Source organism: Gordonia sp. DT30, assembly GCF_049844915.1.
Classification (GTDB): Bacteria; Actinomycetota; Actinomycetes; order Mycobacteriales; family Mycobacteriaceae; genus Gordonia.
This window is the reverse complement of the sequence record NZ_JBNCLY010000001.1, coordinates 52849-78130: the sequence shown is the minus strand read 5'-3', so window position 1 is coordinate 78130 and position 25282 is coordinate 52849. Positions and strand designations below refer to the sequence as shown.

General features: G+C 66.5%; 24 protein-coding genes and 1 pseudogene. 13 read left to right on the top strand and 12 right to left on the bottom strand.

The genetic code is table 11. The features are described 5' to 3' along the window. Positions 1-93: 93 nt before the first annotated feature. Genes gcvH through secA2 form a run of 3 tightly spaced genes read right to left on the bottom strand, consistent with a single transcriptional unit; the run spans position 94 to position 3746 of the window. Entirely contained in the window at positions 94-498 is a 405-nt protein-coding gene (gene gcvH, locus ACLQ3C_RS00375) for a glycine cleavage system protein GcvH (RefSeq protein ID WP_425702432.1), read from the bottom strand. A 27-nt stretch (positions 499-525) separates the two neighbouring features. Continuing rightward, complete coding sequence (locus ACLQ3C_RS00370; protein ID WP_425702431.1) at positions 526-1164, bottom strand: CDP-alcohol phosphatidyltransferase family protein; 639 nt, start codon at positions 1162-1164, stop codon at positions 526-528. Continuing rightward, on the bottom strand, positions 1161-3746 hold the full coding sequence (secA2, locus tag ACLQ3C_RS00365) for an accessory Sec system translocase SecA2 (protein WP_425702429.1): 2586 nt from the start codon (positions 3744-3746) through the stop codon (positions 1161-1163). The genes ACLQ3C_RS00370 and secA2 overlap by 4 nt, the downstream gene beginning before the upstream one ends. A gap of 139 nt (positions 3747-3885) precedes the next feature. Here secA2 and ACLQ3C_RS00360 point away from each other — a divergent pair, with 139 nt between their 5' ends. From ACLQ3C_RS00360 to ACLQ3C_RS00340, 5 genes are all read left to right on the top strand, one after another. Continuing rightward, positions 3886-4656, top strand: coding sequence for a LamB/YcsF family protein (locus ACLQ3C_RS00360; RefSeq protein WP_425702427.1), 771 nt, complete (start codon positions 3886-3888; stop codon positions 4654-4656). 92 nt (positions 4657-4748) lie between these two features. Further along, positions 4749-5168, top strand: coding sequence for an META domain-containing protein (locus ACLQ3C_RS00355; protein ID WP_425702425.1), 420 nt, complete (start codon positions 4749-4751; stop codon positions 5166-5168). 105 nt (positions 5169-5273) lie between these two features. Further along, entirely contained in the window at positions 5274-6266 is a 993-nt protein-coding gene (locus ACLQ3C_RS00350; protein ID WP_425702424.1) for a malate dehydrogenase, read from the top strand. Positions 6267-6303: 37 nt separating this feature from the next. Then, positions 6304-7134: a polyphosphate kinase 2 gene (ppk2, locus tag ACLQ3C_RS00345; protein WP_425702423.1), complete on the top strand. Its 831-nt coding sequence runs from the start codon at positions 6304-6306 to the stop codon at positions 7132-7134. Between the two features lie 47 nt (positions 7135-7181). Then, the gene (locus tag ACLQ3C_RS00340; RefSeq protein ID WP_425702422.1) at positions 7182-7481 is read left to right on the top strand and encodes a DUF503 domain-containing protein; all 300 of its coding nucleotides are present in this window, start codon (positions 7182-7184) and stop codon (positions 7479-7481) included. A 31-nt stretch (positions 7482-7512) separates the two neighbouring features. Here ACLQ3C_RS00340 and ACLQ3C_RS00335 read toward each other — a convergent pair whose 3' ends face one another. Beyond that, complete coding sequence (locus ACLQ3C_RS00335; protein ID WP_425702420.1) at positions 7513-8088, bottom strand: mismatch-specific DNA-glycosylase; 576 nt, start codon at positions 8086-8088, stop codon at positions 7513-7515. Between the two features lie 21 nt (positions 8089-8109). Then, positions 8110-8460, bottom strand: a complete 351-nt coding sequence (locus ACLQ3C_RS00330) for a VOC family protein (protein ID WP_425702419.1) — start codon at positions 8458-8460, stop codon at positions 8110-8112. A 71-nt stretch (positions 8461-8531) separates the two neighbouring features. On the opposite strand from ACLQ3C_RS00330, the gene ACLQ3C_RS00325 reads away from it, so the two are divergent. Genes ACLQ3C_RS00325 through poxB form a run of 3 tightly spaced genes read left to right on the top strand, consistent with a single transcriptional unit; the run spans position 8532 to position 11970 of the window. Beyond that, positions 8532-8978, top strand: coding sequence for a hypothetical protein (locus tag ACLQ3C_RS00325; protein ID WP_425702418.1), 447 nt, complete (start codon positions 8532-8534; stop codon positions 8976-8978). A 59-nt stretch (positions 8979-9037) separates the two neighbouring features. Beyond that, positions 9038-10174 carry a hypothetical protein gene (locus ACLQ3C_RS00320; protein WP_425702417.1) on the top strand — a complete coding sequence of 379 codons (1137 nt, stop codon included), beginning with the start codon at positions 9038-9040 and terminating at the stop codon, positions 10172-10174. A 44-nt stretch (positions 10175-10218) separates the two neighbouring features. Further along, positions 10219-11970: a ubiquinone-dependent pyruvate dehydrogenase gene (poxB, locus tag ACLQ3C_RS00315; RefSeq protein ID WP_425702415.1), complete on the top strand. Its 1752-nt coding sequence runs from the start codon at positions 10219-10221 to the stop codon at positions 11968-11970. A 49-nt stretch (positions 11971-12019) separates the two neighbouring features. Here poxB and ACLQ3C_RS00310 read toward each other — a convergent pair whose 3' ends face one another. The 5 genes from ACLQ3C_RS00310 to ACLQ3C_RS00290 all read right to left on the bottom strand — a co-directional run bounded on the left by ACLQ3C_RS00310 (position 12020) and on the right by ACLQ3C_RS00290 (position 19016). Beyond that, positions 12020-13381, bottom strand: a complete 1362-nt coding sequence (locus ACLQ3C_RS00310; protein ID WP_425702413.1) for a DUF4185 domain-containing protein — start codon at positions 13379-13381, stop codon at positions 12020-12022. 153 nt (positions 13382-13534) lie between these two features. Next, positions 13535-14347 (bottom strand): shikimate 5-dehydrogenase, encoded by an 813-nt coding sequence (locus tag ACLQ3C_RS00305; RefSeq protein ID WP_425702411.1) that lies wholly within the window; start codon positions 14345-14347, stop codon positions 13535-13537. A gap of 49 nt (positions 14348-14396) precedes the next feature. Continuing rightward, entirely contained in the window at positions 14397-16790 is a 2394-nt protein-coding gene (locus tag ACLQ3C_RS00300) for a Tex family protein (protein WP_425702906.1), read from the bottom strand. A gap of 120 nt (positions 16791-16910) precedes the next feature. Continuing rightward, complete coding sequence (locus ACLQ3C_RS00295) at positions 16911-17906, bottom strand: hypothetical protein (RefSeq protein ID WP_425702409.1); 996 nt, start codon at positions 17904-17906, stop codon at positions 16911-16913. A 75-nt stretch (positions 17907-17981) separates the two neighbouring features. Then, positions 17982-19016 (bottom strand): LLM class flavin-dependent oxidoreductase, encoded by a 1035-nt coding sequence (locus ACLQ3C_RS00290; protein ID WP_425702408.1) that lies wholly within the window; start codon positions 19014-19016, stop codon positions 17982-17984. Positions 19017-19090: 74 nt separating this feature from the next. Between ACLQ3C_RS00290 and ACLQ3C_RS00285 the strand changes: the two genes are divergently transcribed. The 4 genes and pseudogenes from ACLQ3C_RS00285 (at position 19091) to ACLQ3C_RS00270 (ending at position 23080) form a co-directional block, all read left to right on the top strand. Next, positions 19091-20179 carry a threonine aldolase family protein gene (locus tag ACLQ3C_RS00285; RefSeq protein ID WP_425702905.1) on the top strand — a complete coding sequence of 363 codons (1089 nt, stop codon included), beginning with the start codon at positions 19091-19093 and terminating at the stop codon, positions 20177-20179. A 138-nt stretch (positions 20180-20317) separates the two neighbouring features. After that, positions 20318-20731 (top strand): annotated as a pseudogene (locus tag ACLQ3C_RS00280) (MFS transporter); the annotation flags it as partial. 88 nt (positions 20732-20819) lie between these two features. Next, positions 20820-21629 (top strand): hypothetical protein, encoded by an 810-nt coding sequence (locus ACLQ3C_RS00275; protein WP_425702956.1) that lies wholly within the window; start codon positions 20820-20822, stop codon positions 21627-21629. Between the two features lie 77 nt (positions 21630-21706). Continuing rightward, positions 21707-23080 (top strand): NADP-dependent succinic semialdehyde dehydrogenase, encoded by a 1374-nt coding sequence (locus ACLQ3C_RS00270; RefSeq protein ID WP_425702406.1) that lies wholly within the window; start codon positions 21707-21709, stop codon positions 23078-23080. A gap of 18 nt (positions 23081-23098) precedes the next feature. Here the strand turns inward: ACLQ3C_RS00270 and ACLQ3C_RS00265 are convergent, their stop codons facing one another. Beyond that, a complete protein-coding gene (locus ACLQ3C_RS00265) occupies positions 23099-24280 on the bottom strand; it encodes a CobW family GTP-binding protein (RefSeq protein ID WP_425702405.1) in 1182 nt (393 codons plus the stop codon). 104 nt (positions 24281-24384) lie between these two features. Between ACLQ3C_RS00265 and ACLQ3C_RS00260 the strand changes: the two genes are divergently transcribed. Next, complete coding sequence (locus tag ACLQ3C_RS00260) at positions 24385-24672, top strand: putative quinol monooxygenase (RefSeq protein ID WP_425702403.1); 288 nt, start codon at positions 24385-24387, stop codon at positions 24670-24672. Here ACLQ3C_RS00260 and ACLQ3C_RS00255 read toward each other — a convergent pair. Beyond that, entirely contained in the window at positions 24623-25273 is a 651-nt protein-coding gene (locus ACLQ3C_RS00255) for a TetR/AcrR family transcriptional regulator (protein ID WP_425702401.1), read from the bottom strand. The genes ACLQ3C_RS00260 and ACLQ3C_RS00255 overlap by 50 nt on opposite strands. Positions 25274-25282: the final 9 nt, after the last annotated feature.

Here is a 25282-nt window from a genome sequence, read left to right as displayed (position 1 = left end):
GCGGCCGGGGCGATACGCATCCGCATGTTGGGGCGCGTTTCCCGTTCCGCCACCGCGTATCCGGCGGTTTCGCCGGGTACGGGCCCTCGCCGATCAGCTGTCGATGGCCTGCAGGTATCCGTCGGCGTCGAGCAGGTCGCCGAGTTGCGCGTCGAGATCTGCGGAGTCCTCGACGTCGATCTCGACGAGCCATCCAGCTTCATAGGGCTCGGAATTCACCAGATCCGGCGTGGACTCGAGCTCCTCGTTCACCGATGCGATCGTCCCGTTCAACGGACCGAAGATGTCGGACACGCTCTTGGTCGACTCGACCTCGGCGAACGACTCCCCGGCCTCCACGTCTGAGCCGACCTCCGGCAATTGCACGAACACGACATCACCGAGTTGATCCTGCGCGAAGTCGGTGATCCCGATCCGCACGGTGGTGGGTGATACCCGCCGGATCCACTCGTGCTCGGACGTGTAGGTCAATTCGGCCGGCACGTTGGTTTCGGTCACTGTGGCCCCTTTCTGTCGTTCGAGACTCTAACCCGCCGCGGTCGATGACACCGCGCCGACCGCGGGCATGCGTCGCATCACCATGATCGTCTGCGCCCAATAGAGCACGAACGACCACAGATACATTCCGACGCCCCAGATCAAAAATGCCCAGCCCAGTGGGTAGCAGATGGTGCCGATCACCGAATCCAGTTGTCCGGCAAGCAACCACGGGAACGCACTCATCAACGCGAACGTGGCGGCCTTGCCCACGTAGAGGACCGGCAATGCCACCAGACCGCGCGAACGCAGCAACGGCGCCGACGCGAACAGCAACACGTCACGGGCGATGATGAGCCCGATCAACCACCACGGTACGAAGTCGCGCAGTCCGAAGCAGATGGGGATGACCACGATGTAGAGGCGGTCGGCGGCCGGATCCAGCAATTCACCGAGCCGAGACGACTGATCGAGCAGCCGCGCCAACTTTCCGTCGAGCCAATCGGTGACGCCGGACACGAACAGCACGACGAAGGCCCAACCGTAGGACTTGTCGAACAGCACCAGCCACACGAAGACCGGTATCAGCGCGAGCCGCAACACGCTGAGCGCGTTGGGCAGCGTCACGATGCGGTCGGTACCGGTCGTCGTCGGCTCGCCGGCGTCGGATCCCGGCGGTTCGGTCACCGGAAGACGCCGATGATTCCCTGCAGGGTCTTGGCGCCACCGGAGGCGAACAGATTGTCGTGCACCATGTAGGTCCACGTCATCGTCGACCGATGCAGGTCCGCCGCGTCGAGGTCCACTCCGTCCGGCGTGATGACCACCTGCCGGAAGGTCTTGCGGGACTTCTCGACCGCTCGCTGCGGCAACTCGGCGAACTCCGCCAGGATGAGGCGGTGGAATTCGTCGAGCGGGCTCTCGCGGCCGATCGCACGCAGATGGATGCTGGCGCGAACATCGGAGACGAAGGCCAGATGATCTGCCCACTCGCGGTCGAGGTGATAGAGCATGATCTCGCGCGCGGCCTGTTCGAGAACCGCCTCGTCGAGCGGCTCGGCCGGAATCCACCGGGCGTCGTCGGGCGATTCGGTATCCGAGGATTCGGCGTCAGATGATTCGGCGTCAGATGATTCGCCGGACGTCTCGGCATCGGAGGATTCGACGTCCGTCCCCTTGTCGTTGTCCGCCGGCTCGACACCGTCGTTCGTCCCACCGTCGTTCGTCCCACCGCCGTTCGTCCCACCGTCGTTCGTCCCACCGCCGTTCGTCCCACCGTCGGCTTCCTTCTTGTCGGTGGCGACGGGACCGTCGTCCTCGGTGTTCTTGCCCGCCTTGGCAGTGCCGGTCAGTTCGGCATAACGCTCCGGTTCGAGATCGCGCAGCTCGTTGCGGGTGGTGTCGGTGGTGAGTACCTCCATGCGTCGTTTGACGACGATCTCACGCTGCTGATTGACCAGATTGTTGTACCGCCACGTGTTGGCATGCAGTTCGAGCATCACGCCTTCGGCCACGCGCTGTGCCTGTTCGATGAGGTCGATTCCCTTCGATCCCATCGAACCGTCCTCGGACTGCGAGACCGGGTCGCGCTTGAAGGAGATGTTCTTGGTGACCACCGGATCCTCGAGGCTGCTGAAGAACACCGAGATCCCGGGATCACCCTGACGGCCTGCGCGGCCACGCAACTGGTTGTCGAGGCGTTCGGTGTCGTGCCGGCCGGTCCCGACGACGCACAGACCACCGAGTTCGATGATGTCCTCGCGGGCGGAGTCGTCGTCGCCCGACCCGCCGAGCCGGATATCGGTTCCGCGCCCGGCCATCTGCGTCGACACGGTGACTGCACCCTTGGCGCCCGCCTCGGCGATGATCTTGGCTTCCTGCGCATCGTTCTTCGCATTGAGAACGACACAGGGCACGTCGGCCTTCTCGAGGAAGTACGCAAGCTCCTCCGACTCCGCGACATCGTGAGTGCCGATCAACACCGGCTGGCCGGTCTCGTGTACGTCTTTGACGTAGGCGACGACCGCCTCGACCTTGTTGGCCTTGGTGTCATAGACACGGTCGGGCAGGTCCGTGCGGATGTTGGGGGTATTCGGCGGGATCTGCGATACACGCAGGTCATAGAACTGACGAAGCTGCTCGCCGGCGGCCAGCGCCGTACCGGTCATGCCGCAGACCTTCGGATACCGGCCGATGAGCGCCTGCACCGTGATCGTGTCGATGACCTCGCCGGAGTCGGTCTGTGCGAGACCTTCCTTGATCTCCACGGCGGCCTGCATGCCGTCGGGCCAGCGCTGCAGTTGCGCCACCCGGCCCCGGGAGGCGTTGATCAGATGCACCCCGCCATCGCGCACGATGTAGTGCACGTCCCGCTCGAGGAGATGATGGGCGTGCATCGCGACGTTGACGTGCACCAACGTGGTGCCGACGTGCTCCTCGTCGTATAGATTGATCCCGCCGAGCTCCTCTTCGACGAAAACGGCGCCCTCGTCGGTGAGCGAAACATTGCGGCCCTCGACGTCGACTTCGTAGTGTTTGTTCTTCATCCGTGCGACGACGTCGTGGATGGCCTGGTCGGGAACCTCGACGTCGGCCGTGCCCGCCAGCACCAACGGGATCAGCGCCTCGTCTACGAGCACCGAGTCCGCCTCATCGATGATCGCGACATCCGGTGTCGGCGAGACGAGGTCCTCGGCATGGCGCGCCAATTGATCGCGCAGCACGTCGAACCCGATTTCGTTGACCGACCCGTACGTGACATCACCGTCGTAGGCGCGCTTGCGCTCCTCGCGACTGGAGTTCTCCGAGACCACGTTGACTGCGATGCCGAACGCGGTGAACAGCGGTGCCATCCATTCCGCATCGCGGGTCGCGAGATAGTCGTTCACCGAGATGACGTGAACACGATGACCTTCGAGTACATAGCCGATCGCCGCGATCGCCCCGGCGAGCGTCTTGCCCTCACCGGTACCCATCTCGATCACGTCGCCATCGAGCAGCCGAAGCGCTCCCTGGAGCTGGACGTCGAAGGGTCGCAGGCCCAGCGAACGGTCGGCGACCTCGCGGGCGAGGGCGAGGAACTTCGCGCGGTCCCCGGCATCCCCGCCGATGTCGAACTTCTCGGCTTCGGCCCGGAAGTCGGCGTCGTCGAGGTCGGCGGCCCACTCGGTGTGCGTGTCGGCATCTTTGAGCAGGCTCAGAGACTTCGACTGGTTCCGTGAACTCTGCGCCCCCAACAAACGCCACATGCTGTTCGTCAGCTTTCCCACCGAGCGTTCTCCTACCAGTTGTTTCCCGGGATCGAATCGCCGTCCACGGTACGCGGCCGGTGCCATGGCCGTGTCGGCACCATTATGTCGTCGTGTCGGCACCATCATGTCGTCGTGTCGGCACCATTATGATGCGGCTGTGACGTCGAACACGCGGCCGCAGCCGCGTCAGATCATCGATCTCAACGCCGACCTCGGTGAGGGGGTCGGCGACGACGAGGCGATGCTCGAGATAGTCACGAGTGCGAACGTCGCATGCGGGTTCCATGCGGGTACGCCCGTCGAGCTCCTCGCGACGTGCCGGGCCGCGGCGGCGTCGGGGGTGCGGATCGGCGCCCAGGTCTCCTACCCGGATCGCGCGGGCTTCGGACGCCGATTCATGGACATCGCCCCCGCCGACCTCACCGCAGACGTCCTCTATCAGATCGGCGGTCTGACGGCGATCGCCCGATCCGTCGGTGCGACGGTCGACTACGTCAAACCCCATGGCGCGCTATATAACTCGATCGTCCACCACGAGGCGCAGGCCGACGCGGTGATCGCCGCGCTGCGCGAGCTCGGCGGCGACCTGCCACTCATGGGCCTGGCCGGATCGCCGGTACTACAGCGCGCATCGGCGGCCGGACTGCCGGTGATCGCCGAGGCCTTCGCCGACCGGGCCTACACGCCGACGGGCACCCTGGTCTCGCGGTCGCAGGCGGGTGCCGTACTCGGCGACAGCCGTGAGATCGCCGATCGTGTGGAGCGAATGGTCTCCGACGGCACCGTGGTGGCCATCGACGGCACCGTGGTCTTCGTCGACGCCGAATCGATCTGCCTGCACGGCGACACCCCCGGCGCGGTTCGTCACGCCCGACAAGTGCGAGAAGCCTTGGGCCGGGCGGGGATTGCGATCTCCCCGGGTCGGTAGACGTCGCTCTCGAATTCCGGGAGCGATGTCCACCGATCCATGGGCCCCAACCACAGCGGCACGTCGAGGCTCCCTCGGCTACGGTTGGTGCCGTGGTCTTCCAGCGACGGCACCGCAGTACCCTCACCGGCACGCTCGCCATGGCGGTCGTGCTGGCCGCGTCGGTCGTCGCGGTGACCGTGGCGGTTCTCGGCGACCCCGATGCCGACCCGTCCACCACCTCACCGTCCGCGCCGGCCCAGGCGATCCCCGTCGGCACGTCGTTCACGTCGACGTCGGTCACCGGTGTGCCGATTCCCGGCTCAGGTCCGTTGACGATCGCCTTTCCGGAGCCCGGGCGCATCTCCGCGACCGCCGGATGCAATCGGCACATGGGTTCCGCCGTCCTGCAGAGCAGCGCCACCGGCAACATCCTGGTCATCGGCACACTTGCATCGACGATGATGGCCTGTCTGCCACCGCACGACGGCGCCGATGCCTGGGGCTGCGCCGGCTCACCGAACGCCCGCTGACGTGGCACCGCGAGGGCTCGTCGGTGACCCTGTCCAACCCCGAGACGACGGTCGTCCTCACCGAGGACCGCCGGTAACCGAGTACCAGTCGAGACAGGACCGACCATGCCTGATGTCACCCCCGCCATCGTCACCGTGACCGGCGCCGCCGGCAGCATCGGTTACGCCAGCCTGTTCCGGATCGCCGCCGGCGCGATGCTCGGCTCCGACCGCCCGGTGCGTCTGCGACTGCTCGAACTCCCCGGAGCCGTGCACGCCGCCGAAGGAACGGCGATGGAACTCGAGGACGGCGCGTTCGGGCTCCTGCGGTCGATCGACATCTTCGACGATGCGCGCACTGCTTTCGACGGCGCGCAGTTCGGCCTGCTCATCGGGTCCCGGCCACGTACCAAGGGAATGGAGCGAGCCGATCTGCTCGCCGCCAACTCGGTCATTTTCGCCGATCAGGGACGGATCATCAATGGTGTCGCGGCGCAGGATATTCGCGTCATCGTGGTCGGAAACCCGGCCAACACCAACGCGGCGGTCGCCGCCGCCAACGCGCCCGATGTGCCGGGCGACCGATTCACCGCACTGACCCGGTTGGACCACAATCGCGCCATCGCCCAGCTCGCTCGCCGCACCGGCGCCGCGGTCAGCCAGATCAGTCGGGTATCGGTGTGGGGCAACCACTCTGCCACCCAGTACCCCGACATCTTCCACGCCCGGGTCGGTGAGACCCCCGGCGCCGAGATCGCCGCCGACCAACAGTGGCTGACCGACGACTTCATCCCCACTGTCGCGCGGCGCGGGACCGCGATCATCGAGGCCCGTGGCGCCTCGTCGGCCGCGTCGGCGGCCAACGCCACCATCGACCACGTCCGGGATTGGGTGCTGGGTACTCCTGCCGACGATTGGACCTCGGTGGCGCTGCCGTCCACCGGCGCCTACGGAATTCGTCCGGGCCTCGTGAGTTCGGTACCGGCACGCTCGGTGGACGGCCGATGGCAGGTCGTCGAGGGACTCGAGATCAACGCATTCTCCCGGGCACGTATCGAGAATTCCGTCGCCGAACTCGAATCCGAACTCGACGCGGTCGCCAAACTCTCGCCGGCCTGAACACCACCCGCGCGTTGCTGGGCTTAAGCTTGCCCGCATGGCAAAGAAGGGCAAGGCGGGCAAGGTCAAGATCACGAACAAGGTCTACGAGGCCGAGCTGTTCCGGCTGCAGACCGAGCTCGTGAAACTTCAGGAGTGGGTACGTGAGTCCGGTGCCCGGGTCGTCGTCATCTTCGAGGGCCGGGACGCCGCCGGCAAGGGCGGCACCATCAAGCGGATCACCGAGTACCTGAGCCCGCGTGTTGCCCGCGTCGCGGCCCTGCCCGCCCCGACCGATCGGGAACGGGGACAGTGGTATTACCAGCGTTACGTCGCGCATCTTCCGGCGCCAGGCGAGATCGTGCTCTTCGACCGGTCCTGGTACAACCGTGCCGGAGTCGAGAAGGTGATGGGATTCTGCACACCTGAGGAGCACACCCGATTCCTGCGCCAGACACCGATTTTCGAACAGATGTTGGTCGACGACGGAATCCTGTTGCGCAAGTACTGGTTCTCGGTGTCCGACGATGAACAGCTCCGGCGATTCCGGGGGCGCATGAACGACCCGGTACGGCAATGGAAGCTGAGCCCGATGGACCTCGAATCGGTGTACCGGTGGGAGGACTACTCGCGCGCCAAGGACGAGATGATGGTGCACACCGACACCTCGGTGTGCCCGTGGAACGTCGTCGAGTCCGACATCAAAAAACATGCCCGGCTCAACATGATCTCGCATCTGCTCTCGACCATCGACTACCGTGAGGTCCCGCGTCCCAAGGTCGATCTACCCAAACATCCGATCGACACCGGCAACTACCACCGACCCCCGAGATCGCTGTCGAAATATGTACCCGATCACGTGGGAACTCTGCTCGCCACGTCGGATTGATACCGGCCCTGACGGAACCGCCGAAATCTCACGTAGGATCGCACCCGATGTGGATCGGTTTCGCAGAGTTCGACTATCTGCTCGGTGACGTTCATTCCCTCAAACAGAAGCGGTCGGTGATCCGGCCGATCATCGCCGAGATGAAGACACGCTTCGCGGTTGCGGTCGCCGAGGTCGACCACCGTGAGGTGCATCGGCGCACCGCAATCGGCGTTTCGGTGGTCTCGGCGGACCGCGCACATGCCGTCGAGGTCCTCGAGGCCGTCGAACGTTACGCGGCCTCGCGGCCCGAGGTGGATTTGCTGTCCGTTCGGACGCGGGTACTGCGATCCGACGACGTGCAATGACCAACCCTTCGGCGCAGGCAGTCCGGGCCGATCAGGCTTCGATGACGCCGGCGGCGATCGCCGCCTCACGGTAGGCGACGGCGAGCGTGTCGACGGTCTCGTGGGCGTTGAGTCCACTCGGATTGGGCACCACCCACAGCTGCGCGCCCGACCAGTCCACCGGGTCCGCCTGCTTTCCCGTCTCGGCTCTGCGTTGGCCGAAAGCGGTGCGGTAGGCAGTGATTCCGAGAATCGCGACCACGCGTGGCGCCACTCGCCGTACGGTCTCGCGTAGGCGCTGCCCACCCGAACGCAATTCGGCCGGCGTCAGTTCGGCGGCCGTGGCGCTCGCCCGCGACACCACATTGGTGATGCCGATTCCGGAATCGATGAGTGCGTCACGATCGGCCTGCCGCATCCCGGCCGATGCGTCGATGAGGTGGTGGGTGATACCTGCCCGGTACAGCGCCGGATAAAAGCGGTTGCCCCGCCGTGCGAAATGCGCGCCCGTGGCCGCGCTCCACAGTCCGGGGTTGATCCCGACGAACATAAGCCGGCACCCCGGGCCGATCAGATCACGGACCTCGGCATTGCGATAGGACAACAACTCGTCACGGGTGAAACCCACGGGCCCAGCTCGGTCCGTCGCTCACTGGCCGGCGGCGACGCAGAACTGGTTGCCATCCGGGTCGGCCAACGTGACCCAGGCGAATCCGCCCATCTCGTACTCACCCACACGGGTCGCACCCGCATCCACCAGACGCCGCGCTGCGGCGCCACGGTCGTCGCTCGTGAGGTCCAGGTGGACCCGATTCTTCCCGCGCGTCGGATCGTTCACCTTCTGGAATCCCAGCGCGGGACGTCCGTCACCGAGGGACACCATCACGAAGTATCCGTCGTTCTCCGCCACGACGGTTCCGTTCATCTGCTCGGCCCACCACCTGCCGAGGCGAACCGGATCGTCCGAATCAAAGGTGATCATCCCGATGGCGAGGCTCATCAGACGACCGTAACCGACATTTGCGCGCAGGCGCATCGGTCCGGTTGACCTGGCCGACCCATCATGAGTGGATGTCGTACGTGGACTCCCCTGATCGAGACTCGCCCGACCCCGACTCCCCCGATCGCGACGCCGCCGACACCGTTCTCGTCGTCGACGCGGCGAACGTCGTCGGCTCGGTACCGGACGGCTGGTGGCGAGACCGCCGGGGCGCAACCGAACGGCTGCGCGACCGCCTCGCACCGCTGGCAACCACGGGGCTACCGGGTCTGTCGGCACCGCTTCGGGTCGTGCTGGTCTGCGAGGGCAGAGCACGCGGGGTCACGTCGATCGTGCCGGTCAGCATCGTCGACGCACCCGGTTCCGGCGACGACACCATCGTCGACGTGGTCACCCGATACCGCTTCCGTCACGTGGTCGTGGTGACTGCTGACCGCGAATTACGTAGGCGGGTCAAAGATTTGGGTGCCGATACTCTGGGCCCGAGCGCGTTGCCACCGACGATTACGGCCAATTGAACCTCCGGCATGGTTAGAGTGAAGAAGAGAGCCCCACGGACGACCGGGAAAGGACGACCATGGCCACCTTCACACTCCCGACCATCGACACCCTCGAAGAGCTCGGAACGCCGCGCGAAAACGCGATCACGATCTACGCCGAGACCTCGCCTGCGCCCGATGCACGCGAGAGCAGCTATCTGAACGCCAAGAGCGCCTTCGACAACGCGATCCGCACCCTGCGGGATGCAGGGATCCGCCATGCTGTCGAAGAATCGTTGCGTGCCCAGTGGGAGAAGGTCCGTCTCGATGAGGCGTGGGTGCGGCTGTCGCGGTCGCTGGCGATCTTTCTGACGCCCGACCAGGTCAACATCTACGTCCTGCCCAACCGCTTGGAGAATCAGCTGCAGGTCGGGTCGTACTTCGATCTCGGGCAGATCGTGCGCGCGGTGACCGCCACCCAGTCCGCGTTCGCGCTCACCCTGTCGGCCAACGGCTGGAACCTGTGGGAGGCCACGGCCACCACGGTGGCGACCGAGTTGGAGCTGTCCGGTGACCACGCCACCGACGTCGCCGACGCGACCAATCGCGCCACCGTCCGGGACCGGGGCCACGTACGCAGGCTGGTCGGTGACGAGGGCAAAAAGGTCCTCCTGGAGCGCTACGCCAAACGTGTCGCCGAAGCGGTGAAAGCCGAACTGACACCACGAGACCCGAACGGACAGCGGCCATTGTTCCTGTTCGCCACCGATCCCCTACTCGACCTGTACCGCAACGCCGAGACCGGCCGGCGGGTCGTTACCGTACCGGGCGCGCCCGACGAACTACGCGCCGACCAGATCGATGCCGCGATTCGCGCCGAGATGCCTGCCCTCAACGCCGAGCGGAACAATGCAACCCTGACCCGTATCGCCGACGGGGTCTCGTCGGGGTTGGTCGCGACCGATCTGGGCGACATCAGCCGCGCGGCCTCCGCCGGCGCGGTGGCGACGTTGCTCTACGACTTCACCGTGGATGTGCTGGGCACCATCGATCCGCAGACCGGTGCCATCACCTTCGACGACGCCGGGCACGATCTGCTGTCGTCGATAGTGGTGACCGTCCTCGACCGTGGCGGCGATGTGATCCCGGTTCGCGACGCGGAGATCTCCAATCCATTGTGGAATGGGACCGCCGTGGCCGGACTGCGATTCCCACTCACCCCGGCTTCCCGGTGAGTTGACCCCCGAATCGACACGCTCGTCCGAATTGAGGAGACTCCGTGGCCCCTACCGTCGCCGAAGAACTCGTCGAAACGATCAAGGGCGCGGGCACCAAGCGCGTCTACGGGATTCCTGGTGACTCACTGAACGGCTTCACCGACGCGTTGCGGCGCGACGGATCGCTGCGGTGGGTGCACGTGCGGCATGAGGAGGGGGCGGCGTTCGCCGCGGCCGCCGACGCCGCACTCACCGGCGAGTTGGCGGTGTGCGCGGGCAGTTGCGGGCCCGGCAACCTGCATCTGATCAACGGACTCTACGACGCCCACCGGTCACGGGTGCCGGTCCTCGCGATCGCAGCGCACATCCCCGCAGCCGAGATCGGCAGCGGTTACTTTCAGGAAACCCACCCGGATCGCCTGTTCAACGAATGCAGTTCATTCTGCGAAATGGTCTCCACCCCCGAGCAACTCCCTCGCCTGCTCGATATCGCCATGCGCACCGCGGTAGAGCAGCGCGGGGTGTCGGTGCTCATCATTCCCGGTGAGATCTTCCTCGCCAAGACCGCGCGACGGAAGGTTCGCACGCCGATCCGGGCCATCCCGAAGGTGGTCCGGCCCACCGACGACGAATTGCACCGGGTGGCAGAGCAACTAAACCGTTCCGAGCGGGTGACCATACTCGCCGGCGCGGGCTGCGACGGCGCCCATGACGAGGTCGTCGACTTCGCCCGGGCGCTGCAAGCCCCGGTGGTGCATGCGTTGCGCGGCAAGGAATTCCTCGAATACGACAATCCGTTCGATGTCGGGATGACCGGGCTGCTGGGATTCTCGTCGGGCTACCGGGCGATCGAGAAGTGCGACACCCTGGTGATGCTCGGGACCGATTTTCCGTATCAGCAGTTCTTTCCCTCCGAGGCGACGATCATCCAGCTCGATATCCGGGGCGAGCAGATCGGTCGCCGTACCCGGGTCGACATCGGCGTGATCGGCAGCGTGACCGATACGTTGCCACTTCTCACCCCGGCCATCCGCGGCCCTCGGCGCTCCGACCACCTTCGCGCCACACTCGATCACTACGCGAAGGCACGTTCATCGCTGGACGATCTCGCGGTCGACGACGGCAAGACCCCGATCCATCCGCAGTACCTGACCAAGCTGCTGAGTCAGTATGCATCCGCCGACGCGGTATTCATCCCCGACGTCGGGTCACCGGTGGTGTGGGCGGCTCGTTATCTGGAGATGAACGGCGCACGGCGACTGATCGGCTCCTTCTCACACGGTTCGATGGCCAACGCACTGTCGCACGGGGTCGGTGCGCAGGCAGCGTTCCCCGACCGCCAGGTGATCGCCCTCGCCGGCGACGGCGGACTCGCGATGCTCTTCGGTGAACTGATGACGCTGACGCAGAACCGCCTTCCGGTCAAGATCGTCGTCTTCAACAACTCCTCGCTCAATTTCGTCGAGTTGGAGATGAAAGCGGCCGGCTTCGTCACTTTCGGGACCGATCTGAAGAATCCCGACTTCGCTGCGGTGGCAAATGCATTGGGAATCCACGGCCGTCGTGTCGAGCGGCCCGGTGAGCTGGATCAGGCGGTCCGCGAATTCCTCGCTCATGACGGTCCGGCGATTCTCGACGTGATCACCGCTCGCCAGGAATTGTCGATCCCGCCGACCGTCAGTGCCGCGCAGGCCAAGGGATTCACGCTGTATGCGATCCGCACCGTGTTGTCCGGCCGCGGTGACGAACTGCTCGATCTGGCCGAGACTAACGTGTTCCGGCGCCTGTTCGACTCGACGACCGGCGACGACTGAACGTCCGCTCGGCTTCCCGCCGCCCGCCCCATCGGAGTGTGCGGCACTCTCAGTGCGGCACCTTCGACAGGTCGGACCGAAGCAGCATGACGTTGTAGTCACTCCATCGGGAAGCGTTGAAATACAAGTCTTTTCCGGTGCCCAAAATGGCCGGCGAGTGCGGCTCGATCATCGGGCCGTACAGCACCAGCGCCACCGGCGGCACCAGATACGTCGGAGCGCTCCACGGCCCCTCCGGCCGATCCGCGGTACGGGCACGAATTCCGTTGTCCCCGTCGAGCATCAGGTATTTGTTCAGATAGGGACTCCAGGCCACCGATGCCTCGGTGACCGGCGCGGCAACGATTTGTGCCGTTGGACCGTCCGGGATGGCGCCGATGTCCCGCTGCCAGCCGTGCGAGGCACCCGTCCAGTATTCGTAGGCGCCGAGATTCCGGATGTCCGCGGGTCTGAATCTGGCGAGGAACGCTGCGCCGAAGCGCCCGTTGGGTGTTCCGAGTTGGTAGACGTAGCCACCCTCGGCGCCATGTCCGCGGAAGTAGGCGTTCTGTTGGAACTTGCCATTGTTGTAGGTGACGGCGCGGAGCGCGCCGGGCAGCGCCACGGTCACCGGCGCATTGACGAGGATCGTGTCGGGGTCGGTCGTCCACGTCTGCCCGTTGTCGTGGGAGTAGGCGACCGCCGAGAAGTTGGTGACCCAGTGCCCGGGATCGCCCCACGACCGAACCGACATGTAGTTCATGTACTGGGTGTGACCGCCGCCGGGGTTCGGCAGCGAGATCGCAGCGGTGGGAATGGTGGTGACCTCGACCTGACTCACCCCGATCGCCGGGATCAGTTGCCGGGCGAGGCGGGGCGCGTCGGCGCTCACGACACTTCCCGAGTTTCGGTCCCCGGGAATCGCATTCGATACGGAGATGCCGTCGGCGAGGTCGGTGTCGTTCGACCGAAGCAGCACGTTGTGCCGCCACTGCTGACCGGAGACCGCGCAGTTTCCGAAGGTGTCGCCGAACGCCATCAAGGTCTGACCGGAGCCGTTGTCCCAGCTGATGCCGAGGTCGGTGCCGGAGACCCCAAAACGGGACAAGGTCCGGTTGGGACTCTTGGGCCCGGTGACCCATGCGACCGTCCGCGTGCTCGGCCCCTGGTAGCCCGGCAGCTCCCCTTGAGGTCCGGTGCCGGGACGGCGTGAACTGCCCGACACGCTGCCGGTCGCGCCACTGGAGCCCAGCGATCCGGTCGAGCCGAGCGATCCCGTCGACCCGGTGCCACTGTTCCCGCAGGGCGCTGCGGACGCGTCACCGGTCGCGACGAGCGTGCCCCCGATCGCCGCTGTCGACACAGCGAGCGCGACAAGCAGCGTTCGGGCACGTCCGAGCGAGCCAGGTTTCATCGCTGTCGCATCTCCCATGCTCGGCCACATGGCCGAACCGGCCCACATTTGTGACAGAAGTTTCTGGTGTTACTACAGAGACAATCTCATCGCCGGGTCGGCAACGGAACCCATAACCCGATCACGAATCCGTCTCGAGTTGACGTCCGCAACGAGACCAGCCGTCGCGTGTCACTGCGCGCGGGAGAACTCCGATGCGCGTGCGACCTGATCGGCGGTCAGTACTCGTCCCGTGTACTTCTCGAACTGACCGGCTGCCTGCAGGGCGATCACCTCGGCGCCGGTGATCACTCGCTTCCCGGCAGCCCGGGCGGCGGTGATCAACGGCGTCTGCACCGGGAACGCGACCACGTCGAAGACCACATCGGCGGCTGCGATGGCTGCGTCATCGAAGGCCTGTGTGTCCGCGTCGGCACCGGTCATCCCCAACGGCGTCACGTTGACCAGAATGTCGGCGCCGGCCGTGGGCGCCCCGATGTGGCGATATCCGTATTCGCCGGCCAGCGCCGATCCGGCTTGCTCGTTGCGGGCCGCCACTGTGACATCGGTGAACCCGCCGTTTCGAAACGCTCCGACGACGGCGCGCGCCATCCCACCCGAACCCTGGACCTGTACTGACGCGTCCCGATCGAGATTGTGGGCATCGATGAGCGTCGCGACCGCCTCGACGTCAGTATTCGATGCGGTCAGTCGGCCGCCATCGTTGACGATCGTGTTCACCGAGCCGATGACCGCCGCCGACTCCTCGATGTCGTCGACGAGCGGGATCACCGCCTCCTTGAACGGCATGGACACCGAGCAACCCCGGATGCCCAGCGCCCGCACCCCGCCGATCGCGCCCGTGATGTCGTCGGTGCTGAACGCCTTGTAGATGAAGTTCAGCCCGAGCTCGTCGTACAAGAAGTTGTGGAAGCGGGTCCCGATGTTCGACGGTCGGCCGGCCAACGAGATACACAGCGACATGTCCTTGTTGAGGATTGGCACCCTGCCAGCCTAGCTTCATCAATGCCGTTCGATTTCCTCGACGGGGCCGTCAGCGTCCGAATCCGGCGTCCCGCAATGCCTGGGCCATCGACCCGGTGGCAGCGGGTTCGGCCCGCCTGCCCTTGCCACCCTGACGTCCATCACCCCGACGTCCATCGCCGCGTGGTCCATCACCGCGTGGACGGCCGGTCCTGCGATCGTCTCGACGGTCATTCGGCTTGGCCTTGTCGCGCTCCGGTTTTGCCTCACGCTGATCGCGATCGCCACGGCCGCCGGCCTCGTCGTTCAGGCGCAGCGTCAGTCCGATCCGCTGCCGTTCCACATCCACCTCGACGACCTTCACCCGCACGACCTGTCCCGACCGGACGACTTCGTGCGGATCGGAGATGAAGCGATCGGCCATCGCCGAGACGTGCACCAGCCCATCCTGATGCACCCCGATATCGACGAAGGCGCCGAATGCCGCGACGTTGGTGACGACGCCCTCGAGGACCATCCCGGGCTTCAGGTCGGCCACCTTTTCCACCCCATCGGCGAAGGTGGCGGTGGTGAAGGCCGGCCGGGGATCGCGCCCCGGCTTCTCCAACTCGGCGAGGATGTCGGTGACAGTGGGCACGCCGAATCGCTCGTCGGCGAAGTCGGCCGGCCGCAACGTGCGCAGGGTCCGTTCGTTGCCGATCAATTCCGCGAGCCGCACCCCGGAGCGGTCCAGAATCCGGCGCACCACCGGGTAGGACTCGGGGTGAACCCCCGATCCGTCCAGTGGGTCGTCACCCTCGCGGATGCGCAGGAAGCCCGCGCACTGCTCGAATGCCTTCGGCCCGAGCCGCGGAACATCCAAGAGCGCTTTACGATTACGAAACGCACCGACGGTGTCGCGATGGGTGACGATGGCCTCGGCGAGTGTCGCGGTGATGCCGGAGACCCGGGCGAGCAAGGGCACCGACGCGGTGTTGAGATCGACGCCGACCGCATTCACCGCGTCTTCGACGACCGCGTCGAGACTTCGCGCCAGGGTGCCCGCGGTGACGTCGTGCTGATACTGACCGACGCCGATCGATTTCGGTTCGATCTTCACCAGTTCGGCGAGCGGGTCCTGCAATCGGCGCGCGATCGACACCGCACCGCGCAGAGACACATCGAGATCGGGAAACTCCTGTGAGGCGTACGCCGAGGCCGAGTACACCGACGCACCGGCCTCGCTGACCATCGCCTTGGTCGGGGCCGACGCCCCCGACTTCTTGAGGTCGGCAATGAGTTCGGTTGCCAGCGCGTCGGTTTCGCGAGAGGCGGTGCCGTTGCCGATCGCGATGAGGTCGACTTGATGACGAGCGATCAGCGCACCGAGGGTCGCCTTGGCCCGGTCCCATTGCTTCTGCGGCTGGTGCGGGTAGATCGCGCACGTGTCGAGCACCTTGCCGGTGGGGTCGACGACGGCGACCTTGACCCCCGTCCGGAATCCCGGATCGAGTCCGAGCGTGCTGCGTGGCCCGGCCGGTGCCGCCAGGAGCAGATCCTTGAGGTTGGTCGCGAACACGCCGACGGCATCGGCCTCGGCGTGCTGGCGCAGTCGGACCCGCGCGTCGACGGCCGCCGACACCATCAGCTTGGTTCGCCACGCCCAGCGCACCGTCTGTGCCAGCCACGCCGTACCCGCACCGGGATGCGAGAGGTCGACGGCGAGCGTGGCCGCGATCATCGCCTGATACTCCGCGTCGTCGCCGGCGTCGAAGTCGAGGGACAGCACGTCTTCTTTCTCACCACGTAAGGCAGCGAGCACCCGATGCGATGGCATCTTCGCCAACGGTTCGGAGTAGTCGAAGTAGTCCCGGAACTTTTGCCCGGCAGGAGTTTTCGCGGTCTCCGCCGAGCGCGGCGTCGTCCGCAGAGCACCCTGCGTCCACAGCTTTTCGCGCACGGCACCGACGAGTTCGGCGTCTTCGGCAGCACGTTCGACAAGGATGTGGCGGGCGCCCTCGAGTGCCGCACCGGCATCGGCGACATCCTCGGTGACGAATTCTGCGGCGAGCTCTTCGGGGATCAGCGCGGGGTCCTCGAGCAGTCGCTGCGCCAACGGTTCCAGACCCGCTTCACGGGCGATCTGTGCCTTGGTCCGCCGCTTTGGCTTGTACGGCAGGTAGATGTCCTCCACCCGCGCCTTGGTGTCCGCGGCGATCAGTGCAGCCCGGAGTTCGTCGGTGAGCTTGCCCTGCTCGTCGATCGACGCCAGCACGGCCGCGCGCCGCTCGTCGAGCTCCCGCAGATACCGCAGCCGCTCGTCGAGCAGCCGCAGTTGCGCGTCGTCGAGGCTGCCGGTCGCCTCCTTGCGATAGCGCGCGACAAAGGGGACCGTCGATCCCCCGTCGAGCAGCGCGACGGCTGCGGCGACCTGGTTCTCGCCGACGGCCAACTCCTCGGCCAGGCGCGCGTTGACTGACTTGATTCCCGGTACCGCCGGTGCGCTCGAACTCACCCGGTGCACCCTACCGAAGGGCTCGGACACCGATGGCCGTGGCCACGCGCTTGTCGGACCGGCTGGTCGCGGACGGCAACAAGTCCGTTCTCATGCGATATCGAGGGCCTCGCGGAATTCCTCGGACCGATAGAAGGGCTCCAGCCACCGCCGGATGATCGGCTCGAGCATGCCGCGTTCGTCGAGGCGGGTCATGACCGCCGGACCGAACCGCAGTCCCTCCTCGATCAGGTCGGCGCGGCCGATACCGAGGTCGGCCAACAACTCGACGAGACTCACACCGCCGTATTTGTCGAAGACGTGGTCGATTCCCTCGTCGAGCAGCGCGCGGAAATAGTCGGTGTCGCGGAAGGACTTCCAGAATTCGAAGATCACCACGACGAGGTCCTCGATATCCTCGCCGGTGACCAGTTCGCGAAACCAGCCCACCGAGTCGGCCGAGCGCAGCCGCCACAGGTCGCGAGCGGCATCGAGCAGCACGGCGTCGCCGTCCTCCTTGGCAGCGGCGAGCACATAACCTGCACCCTTGCGCGTCACCAGCGCCAGAGCCGCCGAGACGGCCGGCACCACCGGCATGGACAAACGCGTGATGCCCCGCAGCGCAGACGTGCGCAGTCCCCGGTCATCGGCCGGGGCGCGGCCTTCGGCGACAGCAGCATCGAAGGCATGGGAGACGGCGTCGACACACGCGTCGACGACGGCGGGACTGGTGGCGATCTCGGCGACGATCCGGCGCGCGATACCCGTTTCGGAGACGGCGGTGAACAACGCGTCGACGTGGCGGGAGTCGAGCACCTCCGACATCGCCAGCTCGTCGTTGAGGCGGTGCTGATGCAGGCGTGCGGCGATCTCCCCGACCAACTCGGGAATCGACCCTTCGACCGGCAGCCCGACCGTGTACTTGTGCGCCGTCACCTTGATGAGATCGCGGGTGACGACGTCGTCGAGGCCCAGCCGAGCCGCATCGTCGAGAAATGCGTCGACCTCGTCGACGACGAATTTCCCGTAAGACTGCGGGTCGAGCAGTTCGTGCATGGTGAAAGAAATCTGGGCTGCGAGCAGCCGCTCGGCGAGATCGTCGCTCATCGTCCCAGGGTGTCACATCCGGAGCCGGGGAAATCGGCTCGCTCAGCGGTTGTCACGCGCTCGCGTCGGCCACCGCTACGCAGGCGACCATCCGAGGGCCGGGCCGAGCCGTTGCGCCAGGTCGGTGATGATCTGCCGGTAGTCCTCGTCGGCGAAGGTGAACGGCAACGCGAACGCGACCTCGTCGGCTCGTTGAAATCCCTTGTGCTGATGCAGTATTTCGGCCAGCTCATCGGATGTACCGACGAAGTCCGGCGAGAAGAGCAGGCCCCGCGGGCCCTGCGGGCTCCGTGTCCGCGCGCGCCGGGACTCCGCGTAGGCCCGGTAGCGGTCGCGCTGGTCGGGTGTCGCCGAGTCGGTGGGGATGACCACGAGCCCTTGCGACACCCGCGCCGACGCCGGGTCGGGGTGGTGCGCACGGTAGGCGTCGATGTGTTCGGCCTGGATGCCCGCGAAGTCGCGCGATTGTGCCCCCTCGGTCGTCACCACCGAGGAGGTCAGGTAGTTCAGCCCCTGGCGGCCGGCCCAGATCGCCGAGTCCAGTCCGCCGCCGTACCAGAGCCGACCGGCCAGTCCGGGCGAATGTGGTTGGACGCGCCGGGAGAACGATTCGATGCCCTCCACGCCTTCGAAGTCACTGACGACCTCGCCGCGCAGGCATGACAGCAGCCGCGCGACCCGGTCCTTGGAGAAGTTCTCGATGTCGTGGGTTTCCGGATACAGAGCCGACTTGACGTTCTCGTAGTGCATCGGAGTACCCACGGAGACACCGGGATTGACACGCCCGCCGGACAGGATGTCCACGGTGGCGAGGTCCTCGGCCAGCCGGAGTGGGTTCTCCCAGCCGAGCGGGATGACGGCGGTGCCCAGCGCGATCCGGCTGGTCCGCATCGCCGCCGCGGCCATCACCGCCACCGGCGAGGAGATTCCGTACTGCAGGTGCCGGTTGCGCAACCACACACTGTCGAAGCCCAGATCCTCGGCCCGTTCGATGATGTCGAGTGTCGCGCGGTGCCCGGCGGCCGGATCCGACTCGTCGAAGGACCCGATGGTGAGGAAACCCAGCGAACGCAGGGGACGATCGGCGGGCGGCGCACTGTCGGTCGGCATGGCCATAGTCTGCCGCAGACCCCGACCGGCCCGCGACATCTCGCGGACTCGGGTCCTATGAGAATCTGATGGTTGTGACGTTGTCCCCATTACACGACCCGTCGTGGCACGCCTTCGCCAGCGACAATTACGCGGGTGCCCATCCGGAGGTGTTGAGCGCGGTCGTCGCCGCCAACGACGGCCACCAATCCGCCTACGGCCACGACGTCTACACCGAGCGATTACGGGAGGTGATCCGGGCGCACTTCGGCGAGCGGGCCGAGGTCTTCCCCGTCTTCAACGGCACCGGGGCAAACGTCGTCGCGCTCACGGCCGCCACACCCCGGTCCGGTGCGGTGCTCAGTGTCGCCTCGTCGCATATCAATACTTCCGAAGGGGCTGCACCCGAACAGGTTTCGGGTCTCAAGATCCTCGCTGCGCCGACCGCCGACGGCATGCTGGTGCCCGAGCAGATCATCAACGCGGGCCGGGTGCTGGGTGACGAGCAGCGCGCACAGCCGGCGACGGTGAGCCTGACGCAGTGCACCGAGCTCGGTACCGTCTACTCCCCCACCCACATCGCGGCGTTGTGCGACACCGCCCACGATCTGGGCATGGCCGTACACATCGACGGATCGCGCCTCTGGAATGCCGCGGCCGCGCTCGATCTCCCCTTCCGCGCATTCACCACCGACGTCGGCGTGGATGTCGTGAGCCTGGGTGGCACCAAGATCGGGGCGCTCGGCGCCGAAGCCGTCGTGGTGCTGAATCCGGACCGACTCGCCGGCACCGGATACGTCCGGAAGTCGACGACGCAGCTGCCGAGCAAGATGCGCTTCATCTCCGCACAGCTGCTGGCGCTGTTCGACGGCGATCTGGGTCTGCGGAACGCCTCGCACGCCAATGCGATGACCGCCCGGCTGCGCGCCGCCCTGGAGCCGAGAATCTCCGACGGCTCGCTGCCGGGGCTGGAATTCGTCCACCCCAGTCCGACGAACTCGATCTTCGCGCGCCTACCGGTCGACGTCGCCGACCGGATACGCACGCGCGCACACTTCTACGACTGGGATCGCCCAGGCGGTGCGGCGCACGGGGTGGTGCGGTGGATGACGTCGTGGGACACCGAGGCGGGCGACATCGACCGGTTCGTGGACGTGATCGTCGAGGCTTTCGTCACACGCTGACCTCGCGGGGCTCGTCCGACCTGCGCCGGGGCACACCACAGTGTCCGTCGGCCAGGGCGCGAGAACAGCGCCGACCCGGGCGCGGGCGTAGTATCACCCGCTGCATCCATCCCCGTCTCGTGCCCGGCGAAAGGCCTCATGTCCCGTCCGCATCGGGTCCCGACCGCCCGGTTGGGGCCCGCCGTCGTCGCGACGTGGGCAGTGGGGGCCTTCGCCTATCTGGTCGCGATCACCAACCGGACCTCGATGTCGGCGTTGGGAATCGACACCGCCGCGCATTTCTCCATCGACCCGGCGACACTGTCGCTGTTCGCGGTCATCCAACTCGGCGTCTACGGCGCCGGGCAACTTCCCGTCGGGATGGCCCTGGACCGGTACGGTTCGCGGGTCGTCCTGACCGTCGGCGCGGCGATGATGGCGGTGTCCCAGGTGGTCCTGGCGCTGGCGCCGAGTGTCTGGATCGCGATCGCCGCACGCATCCTGCTCGGTGCCGGCGACGCCGCCGTCTTTCCCTGTGTGCTGCGCATCATCGGGATCCGCTTCCCTCGCCGCATGGCACCGATGATGGTGCAGATCACTGCGGTGATCGGACAACTCGGCCAGATCGTCAGCATCATCGGCGTTCGCCCATCTCGTCCATGTGATCGGATGGCGGCCGGGATTTCTGCTGCTCGCGGCGACCGGCGCGTTGGTGGCCGTGCTCTCGGTGGTGGTCGTCAGCGACGGCACCCCGGCGATGTCATCGCCCGCCACCGGCGACGCGAGTCCGACATTGCTGCGCCGGCTGCGGGAGTCGCTGGCCGAACCAGGGACCCGCCTGGCGTTCTGGACACATTTCGTGACGCCCTTCTCGTCCAACACCTTTGGGGTGCTCTGGGGCTTTCCGTTCCTGGTGGCCGGCGAGGGTCTCCAGGCATCCGGCGCGCAGGCGGTACTGGTGACGACGGTGGTGGTCGGCGTGGTCGCCGGACCCGTCATGGGCGTGGCATCGGTGCGGTTCGCCGCCCACCGGATGCATCTGGTGCTGGGGCTGGTCGCATGTCAGTTCGTCGCCTGGGCCGTGGTGCTGGCCGTCGGTGATGCGCCCACCTGGATGCTCTTTGCCGTCGCGATCGCGATCGGCATCGGAGGTCCGGCCTCCATCGTGGCCTTCGACTTCGTGCGCGAACACAATCCGGCATACCGGTTGAGTACGGCGACCGGGATCGTCAACGCCGGCGGGTTCACCGCCAGCGTCATGGTCATCCTGCTGATCGGCCTCACCCTCAACCTGACGTCCGGTCCGGGTGGGGCATATGACCTCTCGTCGTTCCGGATCGCGATGTGCTGGCAGATCCCGTTCTGGGCGCTGGGTGCGCTCATGGTCGTCCGCGAGCATCGGCGGACCCGCGCACGCACCGACGCCGGCGATCGGCTCTCCGAGGTCACCGTGCGGTCGTTGCCCCGCTGAGCTGTACCGGGTCGGCGACGGGCACGGGGTGGTAGGCATGAAGGTGCAGCTTCACCCACGACGGAAGGGCACCGACCATGGCCATCGCCACCATCGATCCGACCACCGGCGAGACGATCCGGGAATTCGACGCCATGACCGATGCCGAGGTCGATGCCGCACTCGACCGTGCTGTCCGCGCATTCGCCGACCACCGAAAGACGACCTTCGCGCAGCGGGCCACCTGGCTGCGTGCGACCGCGGATCTCCTCGAGGCGGAGGCCGAGACGGTCGCCGCGATGATGACCACGGAGATGGGCAAGACCCTCTCGTCCGCGAAAGCCGAGACGCTCAAGTGCGCCCGCGCATTCCGCTTCTACGCCGAGCACGGCGCGGCGATGCTCGCCGACGAGATCGCCGACGCCGGGGCCGTTGGGGCGAGCAAGGCCTACATGCGCTATCAACCGCTCGGTGTCGTCCTTGCGGTGATGCCGTGGAATTTTCCCCTCTGGCAGGCCGTCCGGTTCATCGCACCGGCGCTGATGGCCGGGAACGTCGGCGTGCTCAAGCACGCGTCCAACGTTCCACAGTGCGCGCTCTACATCTCTGATGTGTTGCGGCGGGCGGGTTTTCCGGAGGGCTGTTTCCAGACCTTGCTGATCCCGTCGGGCATGGTCGAGGCGGTCGTGCGGGACCCGCGGGTGGTTGCCGCGACGCTGACCGGCAGTGAACCGGCGGGCCGCGCGGTCGCCGCCGCCGCGGGTGACGAGGTCAAACGCACCGTCCTCGAACTCGGTGGCAGTGATCCCTTCATCGTCATGCCCAGTGCCGACATCGCCGCGGCTGCGCGGACCGCGGTGACCGCGCGGGTCCAGAACAATGGCCAATCCTGCATCGCGGCAAAACGTTTCATCGTCCACGCGGATGTCTACGACGAGTTCGCCGCGGCGTTCGTCGCCGGGCTGGAGGAGCTCGTCGTCGGCGACCCCACCGATGACGCCACCGATGTCGGCCCGTTGGCCACCGAGCAGGGGCGCGACGATCTGGAGAAGCTCGTCGATGGCGCGGTGGCTGCCGGGGCCACGGTATTGACCGGCGGTAAACGTGTCGATGGTCCGGGCTGGTTCTACCCGCCGACGGCGATCAGCAACATCAGCCCCGACATGGAGCTGTATTCGGCCGAGGCGTTCGGGCCCGTCGCCGCGTTGTACCGCGCCGCGGATATCGACGAGGCGATCGCCATCGCAAACGACACCACGTTCGGGCTCGGTGGCAACGCGTGGACGAACGACCCCGCCGAGCAGGACCGGTTCATCGACGAGATCGAGTCGGGCCAGGTCTTCATCAACGGGATGACCACGTCATATCCCGAACTCGGCTTCGGCGGCGTCAAGCGGTCCGGGTACGGGCGCGAACTGACCGTCCACGGCATTCGCGAATTCTGCAACCTGAAGTCGGTGTGGATCGCCTGACGTTCCACGGGATCTCGGTCAGTGCCGGTGCGCCGCGTCGAGGTTCCAGCGCGGCAACGGATCCGGATAGTCCACCCATGCGGCCGGCCCCAACCGAAGTTCGGTGTCGCTGAGCAACGCCGGCTCGAGCACGCGCAACGGTTCGTGCTCGTCGAGGTGAACCCCGATGAACACCAGTTCCTGGCCGGGCCCGGCGAGCGGGTTGTCGGCGGGCGGCGTCCAGTACTGCACCGGTTCGATCGTTCCATTCGGTCCGGCCTGCGACCAGACCGCCACGATGTCGGGACGGCTCGCGATCCAGCAGAATCCCTTGCTGCGCAGGATTCCTCGCAGCGTGTCGAGCGCCTGCGCGAGCCGCAGCGGATGGAACGGGCGATCGGATCGGAAGGCCACCGATCCGATGCTGTACTCCTCGGTCTCGGGCACATGCCCACCGAGGAGTTCGTCGTCCCACCCGGCGACCGCGGACGCCGCGTCGTGGTCGAACAGTCCCGTGCCGACCACCCGATCCAGCGGCACATCAGAGTGCGCGGTGACGATGATCTGGGCGCGCGGATTGAGTCTGCGCACCATCGCCTCCACGCGCCCACGATGATCGTCGTCGACGAGGTCGGTCTTGTTCAGGATCACCACGTCGGCGAACTCCACCTGATCGACGAGCAGGTCGGCAATCGTGCGTTCGTCACCCGCGCCGGCCTCCAGTTCCCGGTCGGCGAGCCGCTCGCCCCGGGCGAGTTCGCCCAGGAACGTGGTGCAGTCGACGACGGTCACCATGGTGTCGAGCACGGCGAGGTCGGACAACGACGACCCGTCGTCGAAGACCCGATCGAAGGTCGCCGCGACCGGCATGGGCTCGGAGATGCCCGTGGACTCGATGACGAGGTGGTCGAAGCGGCCGGCGCGCGCCAGCTCACCGACGGCGCCGATGAGATCCTCACGCAAGGTGCAGCAGATAGACCCATTGGTCAGTTCGACCATGCGTTCCTCGGTGCGGTCGAAACCGCCCAGATCGAGCAGCGCCGCATCGATGTTGATCTCGCTCATGTCGTTGACGATGACCGCGATGCGACGGCCCTCCCTGTTCGCCAGGAGATTGTTGAGCAGTGTGGTCTTGCCGGAACCGAGGAAGCCGGACAGCACGGTGACGGGCAGTCGGATGGGGGAAGATGTGGACACGCGCCTAATGATAACCACCGTCATTAGCGGGGGTCGGCGTACCCCACCACGAACGCGGACCCCCTCGACGGCCGACGCAACGCATTCCCGTCGATCGCCGGCCGCCGGGCCGATGCGATCATCGGGGAATGAAGCCAGGAGTCGCACTGAGCGGACAGTTGATCTGTCGCGACGACGAGGAGCTGGCGGCCGTCCGGCGGCATCTGCCGCACCACCGGGCCCTGTCCCGTGCCGAACCGGGCTGTCTCTCCTTCGAGGTTCGACCGACCGGCGACCCGTACGTCTGGCAGGTCGACGAACTGTTCGTCGACGATGAGGCCTTCGATGCCCATCAGGCACGCGTGATGGCCAGCGAGTGGGGCCGGGTCACCGCGGCGATCGAACGCCGGTACTCGGTCCGCCCGACGCCGCGCTGACCGGATAGCCGCGCAGTGCGGCCAGCGCGCCGGCCACCGTGGCGGTGACGAACTCGGCGCTCGGACGATCACCGGCAACCTGAACCAGGTGTACCAACGGTCCGACGACCAGGCTGTATGCCGCAGCGCTTGGTGGCGCGACCGCCAGCTCGCCCCGCCGACGGGCACGCATGAGAATCGCTTCGATCACCTGCAGCCGAGGGGCCACCATCGTCTCGGCGATCGCCGCGGTGAGCCCGGGCTCTCCGCGCAGGTCGTTGATTAGCGCGTCACCGAGATCCTCGGGACGAAGACACATCCGCTCGGCCAGTCGATGTAGGAACGACTCGATATCGGACTCGAGGCCACCGGTGTCCACGTCGTCGACCACCGAACGGCGCGAGGCTATCGCAGCGGCGACGAGATCGAGTTTCGTCGGCCAGCGTCGGTATACCGTTGCCGACGAGGTGCCCGCACGATCGATGATCGCGGCCATCGTCACCGACGAGAAGCCCTGCTGCACAACCAATTCGAACGCAGCATCCAAGATCGCGCGCTCGGTGACCGGATCTCGCGGGCGGCCGCGGCGGTTCGGCTTCTGCTCGACGATGAGTGGCTTCATGGCCACATC